General features: G+C 66.4%; 15 protein-coding genes. 7 read left to right on the forward strand and 8 right to left on the reverse strand.

Going from position 1 to position 16,726, the window contains the following annotated elements; translation table 11 throughout:
* Positions 1–126: 126 nt before the first annotated feature.
* The 5 genes from ACWEQQ_RS34905 to ACWEQQ_RS34925 all read right to left on the reverse strand — a co-directional run bounded on the left by ACWEQQ_RS34905 (position 127) and on the right by ACWEQQ_RS34925 (position 5,887).
* Positions 127–888 (reverse strand): hypothetical protein, encoded by a 762-nt coding sequence (locus ACWEQQ_RS34905; RefSeq protein ID WP_452351194.1) that lies wholly within the window; start codon positions 886–888, stop codon positions 127–129.
* A 23-nt stretch (positions 889–911) separates the two neighbouring features.
* Positions 912–1,415, reverse strand: coding sequence for a hypothetical protein (locus tag ACWEQQ_RS34910; RefSeq protein WP_452351195.1), 504 nt, complete (start codon positions 1,413–1,415; stop codon positions 912–914).
* A 345-nt stretch (positions 1,416–1,760) separates the two neighbouring features.
* Complete coding sequence (locus ACWEQQ_RS34915; protein ID WP_452351196.1) at positions 1,761–4,112, reverse strand: arylsulfatase; 2,352 nt, start codon at positions 4,110–4,112, stop codon at positions 1,761–1,763.
* 126 nt (positions 4,113–4,238) lie between these two features.
* Complete coding sequence (locus ACWEQQ_RS34920; protein WP_452351197.1) at positions 4,239–5,645, reverse strand: MFS transporter; 1,407 nt, start codon at positions 5,643–5,645, stop codon at positions 4,239–4,241.
* A gap of 41 nt (positions 5,646–5,686) precedes the next feature.
* Complete coding sequence (locus tag ACWEQQ_RS34925) at positions 5,687–5,887, reverse strand: hypothetical protein (RefSeq protein WP_452351198.1); 201 nt, start codon at positions 5,885–5,887, stop codon at positions 5,687–5,689.
* Positions 5,888–5,994: 107 nt separating this feature from the next.
* Between ACWEQQ_RS34925 and ACWEQQ_RS34930 the strand changes: the two genes are divergently transcribed.
* Entirely contained in the window at positions 5,995–6,243 is a 249-nt protein-coding gene (locus ACWEQQ_RS34930) for a hypothetical protein (protein WP_452351199.1), read from the forward strand.
* A gap of 155 nt (positions 6,244–6,398) precedes the next feature.
* The gene (locus ACWEQQ_RS34935; RefSeq protein ID WP_452351200.1) at positions 6,399–6,782 is read left to right on the forward strand and encodes a YidH family protein; all 384 of its coding nucleotides are present in this window, start codon (positions 6,399–6,401) and stop codon (positions 6,780–6,782) included.
* A gap of 443 nt (positions 6,783–7,225) precedes the next feature.
* Here ACWEQQ_RS34935 and ACWEQQ_RS34940 read toward each other — a convergent pair whose 3' ends face one another.
* Both ACWEQQ_RS34940 and ACWEQQ_RS34945 read right to left on the reverse strand, forming a co-directional pair.
* A complete protein-coding gene (locus tag ACWEQQ_RS34940; RefSeq protein WP_452351201.1) occupies positions 7,226–8,836 on the reverse strand; it encodes a long-chain fatty acid--CoA ligase in 1,611 nt (536 codons plus the stop codon).
* A 90-nt stretch (positions 8,837–8,926) separates the two neighbouring features.
* A complete protein-coding gene (locus tag ACWEQQ_RS34945; RefSeq protein WP_452351202.1) occupies positions 8,927–9,517 on the reverse strand; it encodes a hypothetical protein in 591 nt (196 codons plus the stop codon).
* A gap of 635 nt (positions 9,518–10,152) precedes the next feature.
* On the opposite strand from ACWEQQ_RS34945, the gene ACWEQQ_RS34950 reads away from it, so the two are divergent.
* Positions 10,153–11,058, forward strand: coding sequence for a haloalkane dehalogenase (locus ACWEQQ_RS34950; protein ID WP_452351203.1), 906 nt, complete (start codon positions 10,153–10,155; stop codon positions 11,056–11,058).
* Between the two features lie 475 nt (positions 11,059–11,533).
* Entirely contained in the window at positions 11,534–12,832 is a 1,299-nt protein-coding gene (locus ACWEQQ_RS34955; RefSeq protein ID WP_452351204.1) for a PucR family transcriptional regulator, read from the forward strand.
* A gap of 200 nt (positions 12,833–13,032) precedes the next feature.
* Here ACWEQQ_RS34955 and ACWEQQ_RS34960 read toward each other — a convergent pair whose 3' ends face one another.
* On the reverse strand, positions 13,033–13,899 hold the full coding sequence (locus ACWEQQ_RS34960; RefSeq protein ID WP_452351205.1) for a dimethylarginine dimethylaminohydrolase family protein: 867 nt from the start codon (positions 13,897–13,899) through the stop codon (positions 13,033–13,035).
* Positions 13,900–14,264: 365 nt separating this feature from the next.
* Here ACWEQQ_RS34960 and ACWEQQ_RS34965 point away from each other — a divergent pair, with 365 nt between their 5' ends.
* The 3 genes from ACWEQQ_RS34965 (at position 14,265) to ACWEQQ_RS34975 (ending at position 16,531) form a co-directional block, all read left to right on the forward strand.
* The gene (locus tag ACWEQQ_RS34965) at positions 14,265–15,182 is read left to right on the forward strand and encodes a patatin-like phospholipase family protein (RefSeq protein WP_452340102.1); all 918 of its coding nucleotides are present in this window, start codon (positions 14,265–14,267) and stop codon (positions 15,180–15,182) included.
* A 90-nt stretch (positions 15,183–15,272) separates the two neighbouring features.
* On the forward strand, positions 15,273–15,581 hold the full coding sequence (gene ppnP / locus ACWEQQ_RS34970; RefSeq protein WP_379386956.1) for a pyrimidine/purine nucleoside phosphorylase: 309 nt from the start codon (positions 15,273–15,275) through the stop codon (positions 15,579–15,581).
* Between the two features lie 77 nt (positions 15,582–15,658).
* A complete protein-coding gene (locus ACWEQQ_RS34975) occupies positions 15,659–16,531 on the forward strand; it encodes an LLM class flavin-dependent oxidoreductase (RefSeq protein ID WP_452351206.1) in 873 nt (290 codons plus the stop codon).
* Positions 16,532–16,726: the final 195 nt, after the last annotated feature.

The raw sequence follows: 16,726 nt of genomic DNA on the forward strand, positions 1-16,726 counted from the left end.
TGCTCGAGAACTCGTTCATCACTCCAACATTTCGAGGTTGTCCGCGCGGGCGCCGAATGGGCCCCGGCGACAGTCGGTGGGCCGGAGCATGCCGGTACGCCGGGGCTTTCGGTCGTTCATCTGCCGTCAGTGGTGTGCCGAACCGGAGGACGACCCACTGCGGATGCCGCTCGATGATCCGCTCGGCAGCTGCAGGTTGGCGTCGGGGATGACGACACCGTCCGGTGTGGTCACGCCGTCACGGTCGGCGTAGGGACTCTGGCCGGGGGGTGACTGCACAGTCGAGAGGTACTTCCACAGCCCGTCGGTCAGTGCGACGCCGCCTCCGACCAGCGTGCCGGCCAGCCCGCCCGCGGCGGCGAAAGCCAGCGCTGCCGCGGGGACGGTGGCGATGCATGCGGGGCCGACGACGAGGCACGATGCGGCTCCGATCGCCGCTCCGACCAGAGCACCGACCACGGTCCCCACCGCTGTTCCGAGCAGGGGGCCGCGGGTGAGCGAGCTGGCCAATTCGGTGAGGGCGCGCTGTTCCTCCAACGGTGATGCGACCGTTCGGGGTGCAGACTCGAGACGATTCATATCCGGTCTCAGCGTCAGGGTGCTCCCGTCGTCGGAAATCGACTCCGCGAGAGGGCGAACCATGCCACCGATCGAATAGGCCACCGGCAGGAATTCCACAGCTTGGTCGGTGGAATCATGCAATACGACCAGCTGACGGTCTTCTGACAAGGCGAAGCGGGCGTTGTCGACTGTGGTGACCACGCTGTCGCCCACGACGTGTATGCGGTACGGCACCGGCGTGGGTACATCGGCGCAGGCGGGCTGCGCGGTGATTCCGGCAGCGACGATCGCCGTGAGAGCGGCAAGCAGATACACCCGCTGCGACACCGGGGTCCCACCTTCTCGCCCGGTCATCGTGCCGCTTCCGGTGTGGCGGACGGTGCATCGGCGTGACCGCGCAGGTCCGGTGCGTACTTGCTGGTTCCGGGTGGGGCGTTCAGTGTGGTGATGTATTGATACAGCGCAATCGCGGCAGTCGGACCGCCGCCGAGGACCAGACCCGCCAACCCGCCGACGCCGCCGACGAGGGCGACGATGGGCAGCACCGCGACAACACATCCGAGGCTCAGTACCACGCACGACGCGCCTGCAAGTGCAACGCCGACCCCGACGCCGAGAACCGCTCCGATGGCTGTGCCGATCAGGCTTCCTACCGATGTGCCGATGCTGACTCCGTTGATGAGGTCGTTCATCGCGAGTTGATTTTCCAGTGGCGACGCCACGGGCTTCAATGCGTCACGCCGAACTGCGGCGACATCCGGGATCAGGGTGAGCGTGCGACCATCGGGAGCGATCTGCTGCCGGACCGGGACCGTTTGATCGTCGACTCGGACCTGCAACGGCAGCGAGTCCATGACGCGCCCCGCGTTGTCGCGGACCGAGACCGCATTGCCGTCGTCCGCGAGCGCGAAGCTCCCGTTCTCGAGCACGGTGACCACCGATCGTTCGGTTGTCAGTTCAGCGCGGTACGACACCGGCGGGGAGGGGTCGGCCGGTGTAGCCGTTGCAGTTGCTGCTGTGAGCACGATTCCGGCGACTGTGGATGCTGCGCCGACGGCTGAACATCGAATTCTCATTGTCTTGTTCCTCATCTGTGATCGAATGCGGGCGGTGCGGGGATCTGTGACCGCGGTACCCGCTGCTGCTGTGGGGTGATGAACGGATGCAGCAGCGCACCCGTGACCTTCAGCGCACGGTCGCTACTGCCGGCCCAGGGCCGCGCGCATTTCGCTTGCGGCATCCGAGATCGAGGCGCCGGAGATGTCGACGGTCACGCTGTGCAACGTGCCGGTGAACCGGAACGGGGCGCGGTAGTCCGATGTCACCACCGATCCGGGGTTGGCACCGCAGCGCAGGCCGCCCGGATTGAAGATGATCGGTGTGGTGACGGGGAAATCTGCCTGGCCTACGAGACCGCCGTCGAGGTACAGCGACGCACGACCAGGTGCACCCTTACCTTGTGTGAAGTCGGGGAATCCGGTGGGCAGGAACTCGAAGCCGAGCCGGTGGCGTCCGGCTGGAATCGGTTCCTCGGAGGACACGGTGAGCCAGGACCGGCGCACATAGTTGTGCACGTAGTGCAGGCGGCCGTGTTGCAGGTAGAACGACCAGCCGCCGGTGTAGCCGCCTTCGCACAGCAGCACTCCCTCCGCCCCGTCGCCGGGGATGGTCACATCGGCGGTGATGCTGTGCGGCCGGTTGAACAGCCTGGGCGCGATTGCCGGCGGGAGTGCCTGGGTGTCGGGCCGCAGGGTGTAGCGGGTGCGGTTCTCGGTGAGTTGGGGTCGCTCGTCGAAAAGCCGGGCCACCGCTCTGCCGTCGATGGGCAGCACCTGGTACTGGCCGGCCTCGGCGTACCACAACCGGATGAGTTCGGCGAGCTTGTCGGGGTGCTGGGCGGCGACGTTGTGGTTCTCGGCGAAGTCCCTGGCCACGTGGTACAGCTCCCAGTGTTCGGCATCGAGGTCGGCGAGGTCCTGAGCGGTGATCGGAGTACCGAAGGGCCGCTCGGATTCCGCGAACGACGGTCCCGGCCACGGGCATACCGCGCGCCAGCCGTCGTGGTCGATGGCGCGGTGGCCGAGCATCTCGAAGTACTGGGTGTGGTGGTGCGTCGGGGTGGCAGGGTCATCGAGCGTGTGGGCGAAGCTGACGCCGTGCAGCGGAGTTTGTTCCACCCCATTGATCGTCAGCGGCGGCGCGATGTCGAGCAGGTCGAGCACGGTGGGAACGATGTCGATCAGATGTGCGTACTGGGTGCGTACTTCGCCGCGGGAGGCGATGCCGCGCGGCCAGTGAATGAGAAACGGGTCGCTGGTGCCGCCGCGATAGGTCTCACGCTTCCACCGCCGGAACGGGGTGTTGCCGGCCCAGGTCCAGCCCCAGGGATAGTGGTTGAAGGTGGTGGGGCCACCGAGTTCGTCGATGTCCCTGAGACTCTCTTCGATCGACTCCTGCGCGTTGTTGAAGAACTGCAGCTCGTTGGTGGTGCCGGTGACGCCGCCCTCCGAGCTGGCGCCGTTGTCGGAAACCACGACGACGATAGTGTTGTCGAATTCGCCGATTTCCTTCAGAAAGTCCAGCACCCGGCCGATGTGGTGGTCGGTGTGGGTGAGGAATCCGGCGTACACCTCCATCATCCGGGCTGCCAGCCGGCGTGCGTCGGGACTCAGCGAGTTCCAGTCCGGCACGTCCGGATCCTGTTCGGACAGCTCCGCATCGGCGGGGATGATGCCCAGCCGCTTCTGGCGGGCGAACACTGTTTCCCGGTACGACTCCCAGCCGTCGTCGAATTGGCCCTGGTACTGATCGGCCCATTCTCGGGGCACGTGATGCGGGGCGTGTGCCGCGGCGGGACAGAAGTAGAGGAAGAACGGTTTGTTCGGTGCGGCCTGCTTGGCGTCGGCGACGAACTGGATTGCCTTGTCCGCCAAATCCTCGGTCAGGTGGTAGCCCTCCTCGGGAGTGCGTTCCGGCTCGACCTGGTGGTTGTCGTAGACCAGGTCCGGGTACCACTGACTGGTGTCGCCGCCGAGGAAGCCGTAGAAGCGTTCGAAGCCGCGCCCCAGCGGCCAGCGGTCGTAGGGCCCGGCGGCCGATTCCTGGTCGGCGGGTGTCAGGTGCCACTTGCCGACCGCATAGGTGTTGTACCCGCGCGCAAGCAGCATCTCCGACAGGAACCCATTGGAGAACGGAATGTTCCCGTCGTATCCGGGATAGCCGATGGCGAACTCGGTGACCGCCGCCATCCCGTTGGCGTGATGATTGCGGCCGGTCATGATGCACGAGCGCGACGGTGAGCACAGCGCCGTCGTGTGCATGTTGCTGTAGAGCAGGCCGTCGGCAGCCAGTTCATCGAGGCGGGGCGTGGCGATCGGACTGCCGTAACACCCCAACTGCCCGTAGCCGACGTCGTCGAACACGATCAGCACCACGTTCGGTGCGTCCGCGGCGGCACGGACCGGCCTCGGCCATGCGGGACTGGATTGGTCGATGGTGCGTCCGACCGTTCCCGGAAAAGCGGTGCCCTGCGTGTATTCATTCAATGCCATGATCGATACTCCGTTCAGTGGTGGCGAAAAGCGCAGTTGTATGGGTCTGTGTGTGCTGAGCGCGGCATTCTGGAATGAACGCTGGCGCGCAGTAGGGGGGCGAAAACGAATCAGGCCATGTGCTGTTCACGCGGGTTCGCGGTCGGCGATTTCATCGGAGCCGGATCGTTCCAAGGAGCCCCTCGTCGATTCCCCGAAAAACACCATGACCATGGCGAGAATGAACAGAAGAGCCGCGATGAAATAGAACACCGCTGGGATACCGAAGTGATCCAGAATAGCTGTGATAGCAAATATGCCGAGGATATTGCCGAGGCGGGCCGATGCGGTGACCCAGCCCGAGCCTATTGATCGGAAGCGGGTGGGGAAAACTTCGACCGAATATGTCTGCGTGAGTGGTGCGATCATCTGGAAAAGGACCTGTAGCACGCAACCGACTCCGATGACGTAGGCCGTGGAGTGTCCCGCGGTGAACAGCAGCGCGACGATGCCCAGCAGCACGGCGACCACAGCGAGGGAGTACTTGCGCTGCCAGCGATCGGTCACCACCGCGCTCGCGAAGAATCCCAGTATGCCGACCGTGGTGATGACCGCGGTGATAAGTGTCGTCTGACCGAGGTCGTAGCCCTTCAGTTTCAGCAGTGTCGACAGCCACCCGGTGAATCCGAAGAAGGCGACCACACCGAGAATCCACAGTGCGCAGGCGACGACGAATCGCTTGCCGTATCCCTCTCGGAATAGTGCGCGAATTCCGCTACCGCGATTGTCTGCCGGTGTGGAGGAGGCAGGCCGGGCAGATGCAGGTGCGGGCAGGGGTGTGAGGGTGTGTCCGGCCGCGCGGACCGCGTTTTCGATGTCGGCCATGACGGAATCGGCGTGGAGCACGTTTCCGCGGGACTCGAGCCAGCGCGGTGACTCGGGTAGGTATCGACGGAACGGCAAGGCCAGCAACAGTCCCAGCCCGCCGACGACATACAGTGGGCGCCATCCCCATTCGACATTGGGCACCAGGGCGAACGCGAGCCACGCGAGCAGTGTCGGGCCGATTCCGGCGACCGTGATCACCCAAGCGATGGCACGACCACGTACCCGGCTGGGAACGAACTCCGCCAGCAGGACCGCGCCGACCACCGTCATTCCCTGACACCCGATTCCGGTGAGGAACCGCAGGACCAGGAACAAGGCGGGCGTCGAGGCTGCGGCGTTGAGCAGCGACGGCACCGAGAACATCAGCAGGCAGACGACGAGTGTCGGCTTGCGCCCGAAGCGCCCGGCCGCCCACCCACCGGCGAACGCTCCGACGAAGGAACCGATGCCAGCGGCGGCGGTAACGGTTCCGACATCGCGCACCGTGAACCCGAGGTGCACTATCAGTGCCGGCGCGCTGAAAGCGAACGTATAGAGGTCGATGAACTCGAACATGAAAGCGCCGACCATCAGAGCGCAGACCACGCGATGCCAGCGACTTACCGGCAGGCGTTCGAGCCGATCGGATACCGGAACCCGCAGGGGCGGAAGCGAAACCGATGTCACTGCACGCTCGCTCTGCCACGACTGCGAGCTTCTCCGCAACCTCATCGGGCCAGCGGCGGAGTAGTGGCCTGGGCCGGCGCGTACCCGATGTGGGCCCCGGCAGCGACCGGGGACACCGCGCGGTCACGGTCGATGACGCGCAACATAGCGAGCTCGCGCCCGACCCGGCTGCCGGCGTCGGTGATGGCCACAACCCGGCCGGACAGGTCGGAGGGGTTGGCCCGTGAAGATGGCGTGATCATGGCCACAACGTAGGGCGAGTGTGATGTGGAGCGCTCGTGAGCTTGCGCCAACATATGTGCGACTGATTGTGACCTCACCACAAACGTGGGTAGCCGGCTTTGCCGGCATGGAAGTGGCTGCCGGCGCGGGAGCCATCTGCACAGCAGGTATTGCGCGAGGTTCTGCGAGCGCGCCTGTCGCGCCTGCACTGTCACTGATCTCGACGCTCTCCGGTCGCACCGAGGTTCGATCGCGATCGCCATGCGAAACGATCCTCGGCCGGAGCATCGACACCGACACGCTGGAGCGGCGGGTCGCGCCGGTGCTGCTGCCCGCACTGCCCGGCGCATCACCGGCCGATCGAATTGTGACGTGACGACAATCGGCGCTCAGAGCGTTGTCGTGGAGCCCCGAGAGAAATCGACGTGAGCCTCCTACCGTGACGCCACTACGTGACCATCAATCAGGAAGTCCACGATTCGAATGGCAATGGATCTGACCACGCCCCGGCCGCGTCATGAGGACGCGACTATGACAGACCCGTCCCTGGCCGAGACGGACACAGGCCCGGCCGAGCACACATCGCGACCGGACGAGCGCTTCACACTCGCCAGCGAGAGGACCTTTCTCGCCTGGATACGAACCTCGCTGGGTCTGCTCGCCGGTGGGATCGCAATGGTGCACTTGGTCCCCGAATTCAGCACCGGGTGGGTGCGTACCCTACTGGGCACCGCGATGATCCTGCTGGCGGTCGCCGCGCCGATCGTGGGCCTGCGCCGGTGGCTGCAGGTCAGGCAAGCCCTGGAATCCGGCGCCGCGATGCCCGAGGAGCGTGACCTATGGGTATTCGCCATCGGCGTTACCGCGGTTGCCATCGTCGCCGGCGTCGTGACCACCGTCGGCGCTGCACTCTGAGGTTTCGGGGAATACCCAGCAGAACCGGTGGTGCCGACTTGGGGGCGAAGTCCCTGCAGCCTCGATGGCGTCGATCACGTAGGTGGTGACGGTCTCACCGGGAGAGTTCAAGATACCGCTTCACCGGCATGCTCTGGTCCCCTTCGGCTTTCGCGTCCACGCGAAATCCGGTCCGAACCACGAACAATCCCCCCGCGTTCCTCCTCGCTATGCGAGGGACATGAGCGAAGCCGCACGGCGCACGCCGGGCGTGCGGGTTGTCCCCGCATCCGGCTCTCCGCAAATCTCGTTGGGCTGCTGGTCTTCTCACCGTATGCGGGGCCATGGCGAGGAGATCGTCTGTCGGCGATCGTTGTGGACCGTGATGGGGCGGGAGCGGTGATCTCACGCCCCAACTCGGTACGGCTGGTCCGACGACCTTCGGCCACCCGTGGGTTTTCAGGTCACGGCCGACCGGCCGAAAACTCTTCGCGCAGAGCGATTTTCTTGAACTTTCCCGTGGCGGTCCGGGGAATCGCGGAAACGAACTCGAATCGTTCGGGCAGTTGCCAACGGGCGAATTCCGCCGCCAGATGCTCGCGCAACTGGTCGGAATCCGTCGTCGCACCGTCGCGCAGCGCGATGACCGCCAAGGGGCGCTCACCCCACCGCGCGTCCGGGATGGCGATCACCGCGGCCTCCGCCACGGCCGGGTGCGCCATCAGGTGATTCTCCAGATCAACCGAGGAGATCCACTCGCCACCGGACTTCACCATGTCCTTGGCTCGGTCGCAGATACAGATGCAGCCACGGTGGTCGATGCGGACGATGTCCCCGGTGCGGAACCAGCCGTCCGGCGTGAAACTGTCGGCTCCCTTCCCGTTGTGATATGCGGCGGCCACCCACGGTCCGCGTACTTCCAGTTCACCCATGGCACGGTCGTTCCACTCGATGAACTCACCGGAGTCGTTGCGTGCGCGGATGTCGACGAACGGCATAGCGATTCCCTGCTTTGCCCGGAACTCGTATCGCTCATCCGTCTCGCTGTCCTGGAGGTCAGCAGGGAGGCGGCTGACGGTGCCCAGCGGCGCGGTCTCGGTCATTCCCCATGCCTGGACGACCGTCAGACCGTGGCGATCGAATCCCTCGAGCATGCTCCGAGGTACCGCGGCACCGCCGACGATCAGCCGATCGAGGCGGCTGAGGTCCCAGCGTAGGGGTTCGGCGTCGAGCGCGTCGAGCATCGCCATCCACACTGTCGGGACCCCCGCGGTCATGGTGACCTGTTCGGCGGCAAGCAGATCGAGCACGCTGGCAGAGTCCAGCCGCGGTCCGGGCAGAACCAGCCCAGCCCCGAGCAGAGCGGCGGCATAGGGAATACCCCAGGCGTTGGCGTGGAACATGGGCACGACCGGCAGCAGCGTGTCCCGTGCCGATACCCCCAGCGCATCGGGGAGTGCCGCGGCCATCGAATGGAGTACCAGCGCCCGATGCGAATACACCACCCCTTTCGGCCGGCCCGTGGTGCCGGACGTGTAACACATTGCGGCGGCGCGTCGTTCGTCGAGAATCGGCCACTCCATCGGCTCCGCGGCGCCGATCGAAGTCTCGTAGTCGAACATCCCGTCCGGCGTCGGTCCATCGCGGGTGATGCAGATGATGTGCTCGAATGCGTGCACGTGGCGGAAGCTCTCGAACACCTCGAGGAGGGATTCGTCGACCACGATCACCCGGTCCTGGGCGTCTTCCACGATGAAGGCGAGCTCATCGGGATGCAGCCTGGGGTTGAGGGTGTGTACGACCGCCCCCATCGCGGGAACCGCGAAGTACAGCTCGAGGTGCTCGGCCTGATTCCACAACAGCGTCGCGACGCGGTCGCCATCGTCGACCCCGAGTTCTGCCAAGGCCGAGGCCAGTTGGCGCGCGCGTACGGCGCACGCCCCGAGCGTCGTCCGCTCGACATTGCCGTCGGGGCGGCGCGAGACGACCTTCGTTCGGTGGTGGAAGCGCTCGGCGCGTTCCACCACCGCGGTCAGCGACAGCGGATAGTCATCCATGGTCAGTCCATTGATCACGTACAACTCCTGAAGGATCTGGGCGCGACACAGACCACCCGGGAGCGCCCGCCGACGCGATACATCCCCGGATGGCCCGATCGTCCGGGATCAGAATGTGCGGGCGGGCAGCGGCTTGATCAGCGGGGCCAGCAGGATTCCGGACTGCTCGATCGTGAGCACCTCCGACGGGTCGAGCTTGATGATCTCGCGCTCGGATTCGTCGATCTCCCAGACGTCTTCCCCGATCAGACGGCCCTGGTCGTCGTAGGGCCAGATCATGTGCTCGACATTCTTGACGAGGTAGGTAGCGTCCGGGTCCACGTCCGCGCCGGCCTCCGCGAGGATCACGCCGGGTGTCTGCTGGTAGATCGCCGCGGTCGAGCAGATGATGTTGTCGCCGACCGCGAGCTTTTCGTCGTCGACGTAGAAGATGCACTGCCCGGTGCCGGCCCATTCGTTGTAGACGGCCTGCACGGCTTCGGCCCCGTCCAAGACGGTATTGATGCCGAACACGTTGAAATGGTAGACGGGGTGCGCGACGGTCATCTCCGGGTCGAAGATCTCTTGCCAGCGGCCGGCCATCTCCAAATAGCGGTGCCGGTTATAGGCGTGCAGCATGTATAGGTGGCGCGGGTTGTCGGTAATCTCGATCAGCCGCTCCACGGCGAGATTGGTCTTGGTGATGTCGAACCGGCTCATGTCGCGGTTCCTTCCTGCCACCGATCCGCGGCATAACGCGAAGGTCTATGGACCGCAGGACATCTGCGTGCGACCTCCGAAGGGAACGTGACCGATCGGCCACTGAACGCCACAGTAGGAGACGCAGTTCACAATCCGCTCGTCGCGGGACAACAACCTTCCCGATGACCATTGTGCCCGCATCACACACCCACGAGCGCTGACCGGAAACTCCAACTATGAACTGTCGAAAACCCACAGTGGGGGACGAACATGCGGGCGTGGCGCACGAGCCACGAATATGAAAGCGCTCCAACCAACTGACGACCATGCTCACGTCTCGATCCAGAATTTCGACGTTCAACCTCAACGAACACCGCGATCACCCGGACCGATCCAAATTCGCGGCCAGAATATCGACGGGCGACGCGAAAACCTCACGGCGACTTACAAGAAGCGCGGCTACATCCCTGAACGCGTCGCCCAATCCGCCGGCTTGTGGCGCGCGCACAACCTTGGCACCGAACTTTGGCGCAAAGCGCCGAGACAATGGGTGTGCGGACCCATACCGTCGGGTCCGCGGCCAACAGCCGCCGTGAACAGAAGCAAGGAGATTCGATGCATACTGTGGACAAGTTGGCCGACCTGGTTCGGCCATGCTGACGCTGCGTACCCCCGAGGAGCGGTTCGCTGAGCTGCCCGACTTTCCCTACCCTCCTCGGTATTGCGAGGTCGGCGATGCCGAAGGCGGATCGCTGCGGATGGCGTGGGTCGAGGACGGGCCCGAGGACGCAGACCCGGTCCTGATGCTGCACGGCGAGCCGTCGTGGTCGTTTCTGTACAGGCGGATGATCCCGATCGTGGCCGCAGCCGGCTATCGGGTCATCTGCCCCGATCTGGTCGGCTTCGGTCGCTCCGATAAACCGACCCGCCGCGAAGATCACACCTACGCCCGGCATGTCGAATGGGTGCGCGCGCTCGCCTTTGACGCGTTGGACCTGCATAACGTCACCTTGGTCGGTCAGGACTGGGGTGGGTTGATCGGGTTGCGGCTGGCCGCCGAACACCCTGAACGGTTTTCGCGCATCGTGGTCGCCAACAGCGGTCTGCCGGCCGGTGACTTCCCGATGCCGGAGATCTGGTGGCAGTTCCGGGAGGCCATCCAGAGCCAACCGGTGATCGATGTCGGTGGATTCGTCCAGTCCGGGTGCACCCGGGAGATGAGCGACGCGGTGCGTGCCGGATACAACGCACCGTTCCCCGACGACAGCTACTGCGCAGGCCCGCGGGCAATGCCCGGCTTGGTGCCGACCTCGCCCGATGACCCGGCCGCGCCGGCCAACCGGGCGGCCTGGGCGGCGCTGCGCCAGAGCGCGACACCGATGTTGGTGGCGTTCAGCGACTCCGATCCGATCACCGGCCCGATGGCGGGCGTGTTGCAAACCGAGATGCGTGGCGCTCAGGGCATCCAACACCCGGTAATCCACGGAGCCGGCCATTTCCTACAGGAGGACTCCGGAGCGGAACTCGCCGGGCACATCGTCGATTTCTTGGCGAGTTAGATCGAAGAGATCTTTGCCGCCGAGATGACGATCGAGGACATCCCGCTCGGCTCGAGTGGGATCCTCGCCATCGAGCAGTCCGGCAGAGTGCTCGCCCGAGGTGGTGGCGCAGCCGCCCGAGATCCGGCGGTTGCACCACTACCGCAGATGATTCACCGAGTTGATCTGCTGCGTGGACCGCATTTCCGCAGGCCGCGCGCGCTCTATCGTTGATCTCGAAGTTCGAGCCGCGGTCGAGTTCGATCATCGCCGAAAGCACTTCGCGTTCACGGAGTTTCGGAGCGGCCAGCGCCCCGCAGGGGGCGCCGACGCCGGGGCCCCGCCACCGGGTCGGCTGTTGTCTCGTCGGTAGCCGACGTCCGCTGCATCAGCCGGCGACCCCGGCTGCCATCCGCCCGGATAGCGGCGTGCCGGCCGAGTGCGGCGAAACATCTGAATTGTCGCGCCACGACAAAGCTGAGTAGATTCGGCTTCCATGAACATCGAGTGGCCACCGGCTCGGGAGCCGGCCGCTGAGCGGGTATGGCGCGAGGTTCTGCGACCGATCACGGCGGAGATGAGGGCGTCGGCCGGGGAGTTGGCCGAGCGCGCGCTCGCTCGAATGCAGGACGAACTACCCGGGCTTTTCCTGGATGCGCAGACCGTTGAGGAGACTCGCGTCAGCATCGAGGCGAGCCTGCGGCAGTTGACGCAGTTCATGGAGCTCGGTGCAGACCCGCGCGGGCTGGAGTTGCCGCGGTCGGCCATTGCGATTGCCCGGTCCGGGGTGCAGCGTCAGGTTGCGCTGGCGGATCTGATGCGGTTCTATCGGCTGGCTCAGGAGCAGGTATGGCAGTGGATCTTCGACCGGATCACAGCCACTGCCCGGGATGCGGCCGAACAGGCCACCGCGGTGCAGCTGGTCACGGGGTGGATCTTTGCTTACTCAGATGCGGCGATGGTCCGGGTCGAGCAGGCGTACGAGGTGGAGCGTGAAGCATGGCTGCGCACGGCCGCTGCGGCCCGGGCCGTAGCGATCGAGGAGATAATCGCCGGTCGCGAGCGCGACGCGCAGCGAGCGTCGGCGCGGTTGCGATACGAGGTGAACCGGCATCACATCGGGGCCATCGCATGGGTCGAGCACACGGACAGCGACGACACCCTTCCGGCACTCAACGAGTCCATCGCCGGGCTCGCCCGCGCCGTCGCGGCCGACAGCACTCTCGTTCAGCCGATGGGTTCGTTGGCCGTTACGGCCTGGGTCAGCCGTCGCAGCGCCTTCACCGCTGCTGATCTCGACGCGCTGCGACCGCGCCGAGATGTGCGCATCGTGCCACCCGGGGTCAACGTCGCTGTCGGCGAGCCGGGGTGGGCGCTGGAGGGGTTCCGTCGCACCCAGATCGAAGCGGCCCACGCCCGGCGGGTCGCCTCGCTGGTCCGATCACACGGGGCGGCGCTGACCCGGTACCGCGAGATCGCGGTCGCCGCGCTCGGCACCGCCGACAGCGATCATGCGCTCGCATTCGTCACCGGTGTTCTGGGGCCACTGGCGGCCGACGACGAGACCACTGAGCGGCTGGCGACGACCGTGGCGGCATATCTCGACGAGAACTGCAGTCGCACCCGCGCCGCCGATCGGCTCGTGGTCCATCCCAACACGGTCGCCTACCGGGTTCGCCAGGCCGAAGCGCTGCTCGGCCGGAGTATCGGGACCGACTCGCTGGAGTTGCGGGTCGCACTGGCACTGCTGCCCACGCTGCCCGGCCTGGCGCATCCCCGGCAGGCGAAATTGTGACGAGACGACAATCGCCGCCTCGGGTGTTGTTGTCGCACAGCGCCGACAGCCCGCCGCGCTACCACACCGGCCACGTTGTCGGTCATGCCGTGAACGGTGCATGGCACTACCTGGAGAACAACTGGATCTCCCGCGGCGGGGACACCTCTACGAGGTCGTCGGCTCCTCGCACACCCCGGCGAAAGCCGGTGGGGGACAGGTCAGTCGGCGCGTAGCAGCGGCTGGGTGGAGCAGCGGAAAGCGCCGCCGAACAGTCGCGATACTGCGAAGTCGACGTACTCGACGGTGACGCCGCGGTCCTCGAGTCCCTTGCCGACCCGCTCGAATTCCGGGTCGGTGAGGTAGGTTCCGGCGTCGATGGGCAGGCCGTTGGTGGCCATGGCCGCGGCCTCGTCCTCGCTCACCTCGATGCGCTCCCAGTCACGCAGCTGCTCGGGCAGGCCCTCGGGGAGGCGGTCGGGGCAGGCGATGAGCAGTCCCTCGCGCACCAGGCCGATCGCGCAATCCAGGTGCAGCACATGCTCGGGCAGGCGGACGGGCGTGACGGTGAAGCCGTGCGGCCGTAGGTATTTCGCGAGCCAGCGGTAGCCGAGCTCATTGCTGGCCATGCCGGACAGGCCGACGAAGACGTCCGTGCCGAGCACCAGGACGTCACCGCCTTCGAGGAACGGGCCTGGTCCGGGGTGGCCGACCGCGGCCTTGCCGGGCTGGAGCAGCGAAACGTATTGCGCCGCAGACGGCATCACGCGGTCCAGCAGCAGGTCGCGGCTGGGCAGCACCTCCATGCGCCGGTGCGGGAACTGGAGCACGCCCTCGATTACGTGCTCGCCGATGGTGAACCACGGGTCGCGGACGAAGAAGTTGGCGTATCCCATCGGGCCGGCGGTGGCCTTCTCGTCCGCGGTGAACAGCCGAGGCCGCAGTACCTCGACGCCGTGGCGGGTGAGCGCGGCGGCGAGCTCGTCCCGCTCGGCCTCCCATCTGCGCTGCTTGTCCGGGTACACCGCACCGAAGTCCCGACCCCACACCGCGTCCAGGATGTCCACCGCGCCGGGTTCCACCGGCATCGAGTGGCCCAGTATCTCGGCATTTGCTGGAGCGCGGAATTCACTCTGCGAAACCACCACTGTCCGCAGTCGCGCGAATTCACTGTCCACACGAACGTTCTGAGTTTCAGCAAGCATGGGATGACACGATAACGCCTGAATGCCCGTCCGGATTCAGCGGATTCGGCTCGAACGACTTGTGGAATCATCGATATGACCAGCTAATCTTCTGGTGGCGGTTGCCAACTTCCAGAGTTGCGGCAATCGGATGGAGACCCGATGTGGAGCGGATCGTTACCTCCGTGGTGGCCACCGACCGAGCCGGTGGCGACCGAGCTCTACCATGGTTTGCGATTCGATTGCTAGTTCTCGGGTAGGAGATTCATATGTCGACGGGCAAGCGCGTCAAGCTCGCCCTGGGTAGTGGCGGCGCACGCGGATACGCGCACATCGGCGTGATCGCCGAGCTCCAGGAGCGTGGCTACGAGATCGTCGGCGTGGCCGGATCGTCGATGGGGGCACTCGTCGGCGGGCTGTTCGCCGCCGGGCGGCTCGACGAATTCACCTCCTGGGCAACCGCTCTCGGCCAGTTCGAGGTGGCGCGGCTGCTGGATCCGGCGTTCAGCGAACCGGGCGTGATCCGCGCGAGCAAGGTCCTCGACCGGATCCGCGAGATGCTCGGCGCCCTGCACATCGAGGACCTGCCCATCCCGTATGTCGCGGTGGCCACCGATATGACGACCGGCCGGTCGACCTGGTTCCAGGCCGGCGAACTCGATGCCGCCATCCGGGCCTCGATCGCCATTCCCGGATTCATCACCCCGGTGCTCGTCGACGGGCACGTGCTGGTGGACGGCGGTGTGCTCGATCCGCTGCCGGTGGTGGCGACCATGGCGCTGGGCCCCGCGGATATGACCATCGGCGTCGACCTCTCGGGCGCGCCGGACCCGGCCTACGACCGCGCGCAACCGCGCACGAACTGGTTCACCCAGTGGTGGCGGGCCTCGGCGCAGCTGCTCGGCGGGGCGCGCACCCCGGTCGAGGAGGTGCCGGCGCAGCCCCCGGCGCTGAGCAGCATCCGCGCCACCGATGTCGCCCAGCGGGCCATCGATCTCATGCTGGCCGCCCTCACCCGCCAGCATCTGGCCGCCCACCCGCCGGACCTGGTGATCGAGGTGCCGCAGAACATCTGCGGCACCATGGATTTCCATCGCGCCACCCCGATCATCGAGCAGGGGCGGGCGTTGACGGCCCAGGCTCTCGATGCCCTGCCCGACCGCGCCCTCGACGCCCTGCCCGACTGAACGATTGCCCGGCGGTCGCGGGTACGATCGGCGCGAACCGGACCGGCCCGCGCGGCCGGTCGTCACCCGTAGGAAGGGCCCCGTACCAGCATGAAGTTCGAGAATGTCACCGTCACCAAGCGTGCCAATGTCTACTTCGATGGCAAGTGTGTGAGCCACAACATCGAACTGGCCGACGGCACCAGCAAGTCGATCGGTGTCATCCTCCCCGCCACCCTGACCTTCAACACGGGTGCGCCGGAGATCATGGAGCTGCTCGAGGGCCAGTGCAACGTCACCCTGGCCGGCGAGTCCGAGGCCGTCACCTACAAGGGCGGCGAGTCGTTCTCGGTGCCGGGCAACTCCAGCTTCCAGATCGAGGTCATCGAGCCGGTCCACTACGTCTGCCACTTCGGCTGAGTTCGAACCCTGGTGGCCCGGTCGCGAATGTGACCGGGCCACAGCCATTTCCGGCTCCGGCGTGGTACGCATGGGGTATGACGACCCTGGGAGTGGTGTTCCGGCCGCAGCAACCGCCCGAGCGGCTGCGGGAGGTGGTGCGGGCGGCGGACGAGTCGGGACTCGAGGAGCTGTGGCTGTGGGAGGACTGCTTCCTGGAGGGCGGGATCGCCACGGCTGCAGCGGCGCTCGCGTGGAGTGAACGGGTGCGGGTCGGGGTGGGGGTGCTCCCGGTGCCGCTGCGCAATGTCGCGGTCACCGCGATGGAGCTGGCGACGCTGGAGCGGATGTTCCCGGGGCGGGGGATCTGGGGTGTGGGACACGGGGTTCAGGACTGGATGGGGCAGGTGGGGGAGCGGGTCGCCTCGCCGATCACCCTGCTGCGCGAATACCTCGACGCGCTGCGGGCGCTGCTGGCCGGGCAGCGAATCACGGTGAAGGGCAGGTATGTCCGGCTCGACGACGTCGCGCTGGACTGGCCGCCGGCCGCCGCACCGTCGATCCTGGCCGCCGCGACCGGGCCGCGGACGCTGAGTGTGGTGGGGGAGGCCGCCGACGGGGTGATCCTCACCAGCTCCACACCCGCCGACGGGATTCGGGCGGCCGCCGGGATCGTGCGGGCCGCGCGGCCCGAAGCGCTTGCGGCACAGCCGTATCCGATCGTCGTGTACCTGCTGGCGGCGACCGGTCCCGGTGCCGCGGAGCGGGTGGCCGCGGACCTGCGCGGGCAGGACCGCGACGGAATTCCCGATATCGGTGTCGCAGGAGATGCCCGGGTCATCGCCGATACCGTGCTCCGCTGGGTCGAGGCCGGCGCCACCAGCGTGGTCCTGCAGCCCACCGCCGACGAACCGGACCCGGTCGGCTTCGTCCGCTTCGCCGCCGAGCAGATCAGGCCCCTCGTTTCCTGATTCCGCCGATCAGCTCGGGCTAATCCCCGATAAGCGTCCAATGGCCGATCGGGTGGCATCGGTGAGTTTGCTGTCGGGCTATTTGGCGGCCGCGGCGAGTTTGGCCGAGACTGCCGCCGCGATGCGAGGCGTGAACCGGGCCAGTGCGTACATCAGGTGGGCTTCTGCGGCGATGGGGGCGACGCCGGTGTTGCG

The sequence above is a fragment of the Nocardia sp. NPDC004123 genome (genome assembly GCF_053603795.1).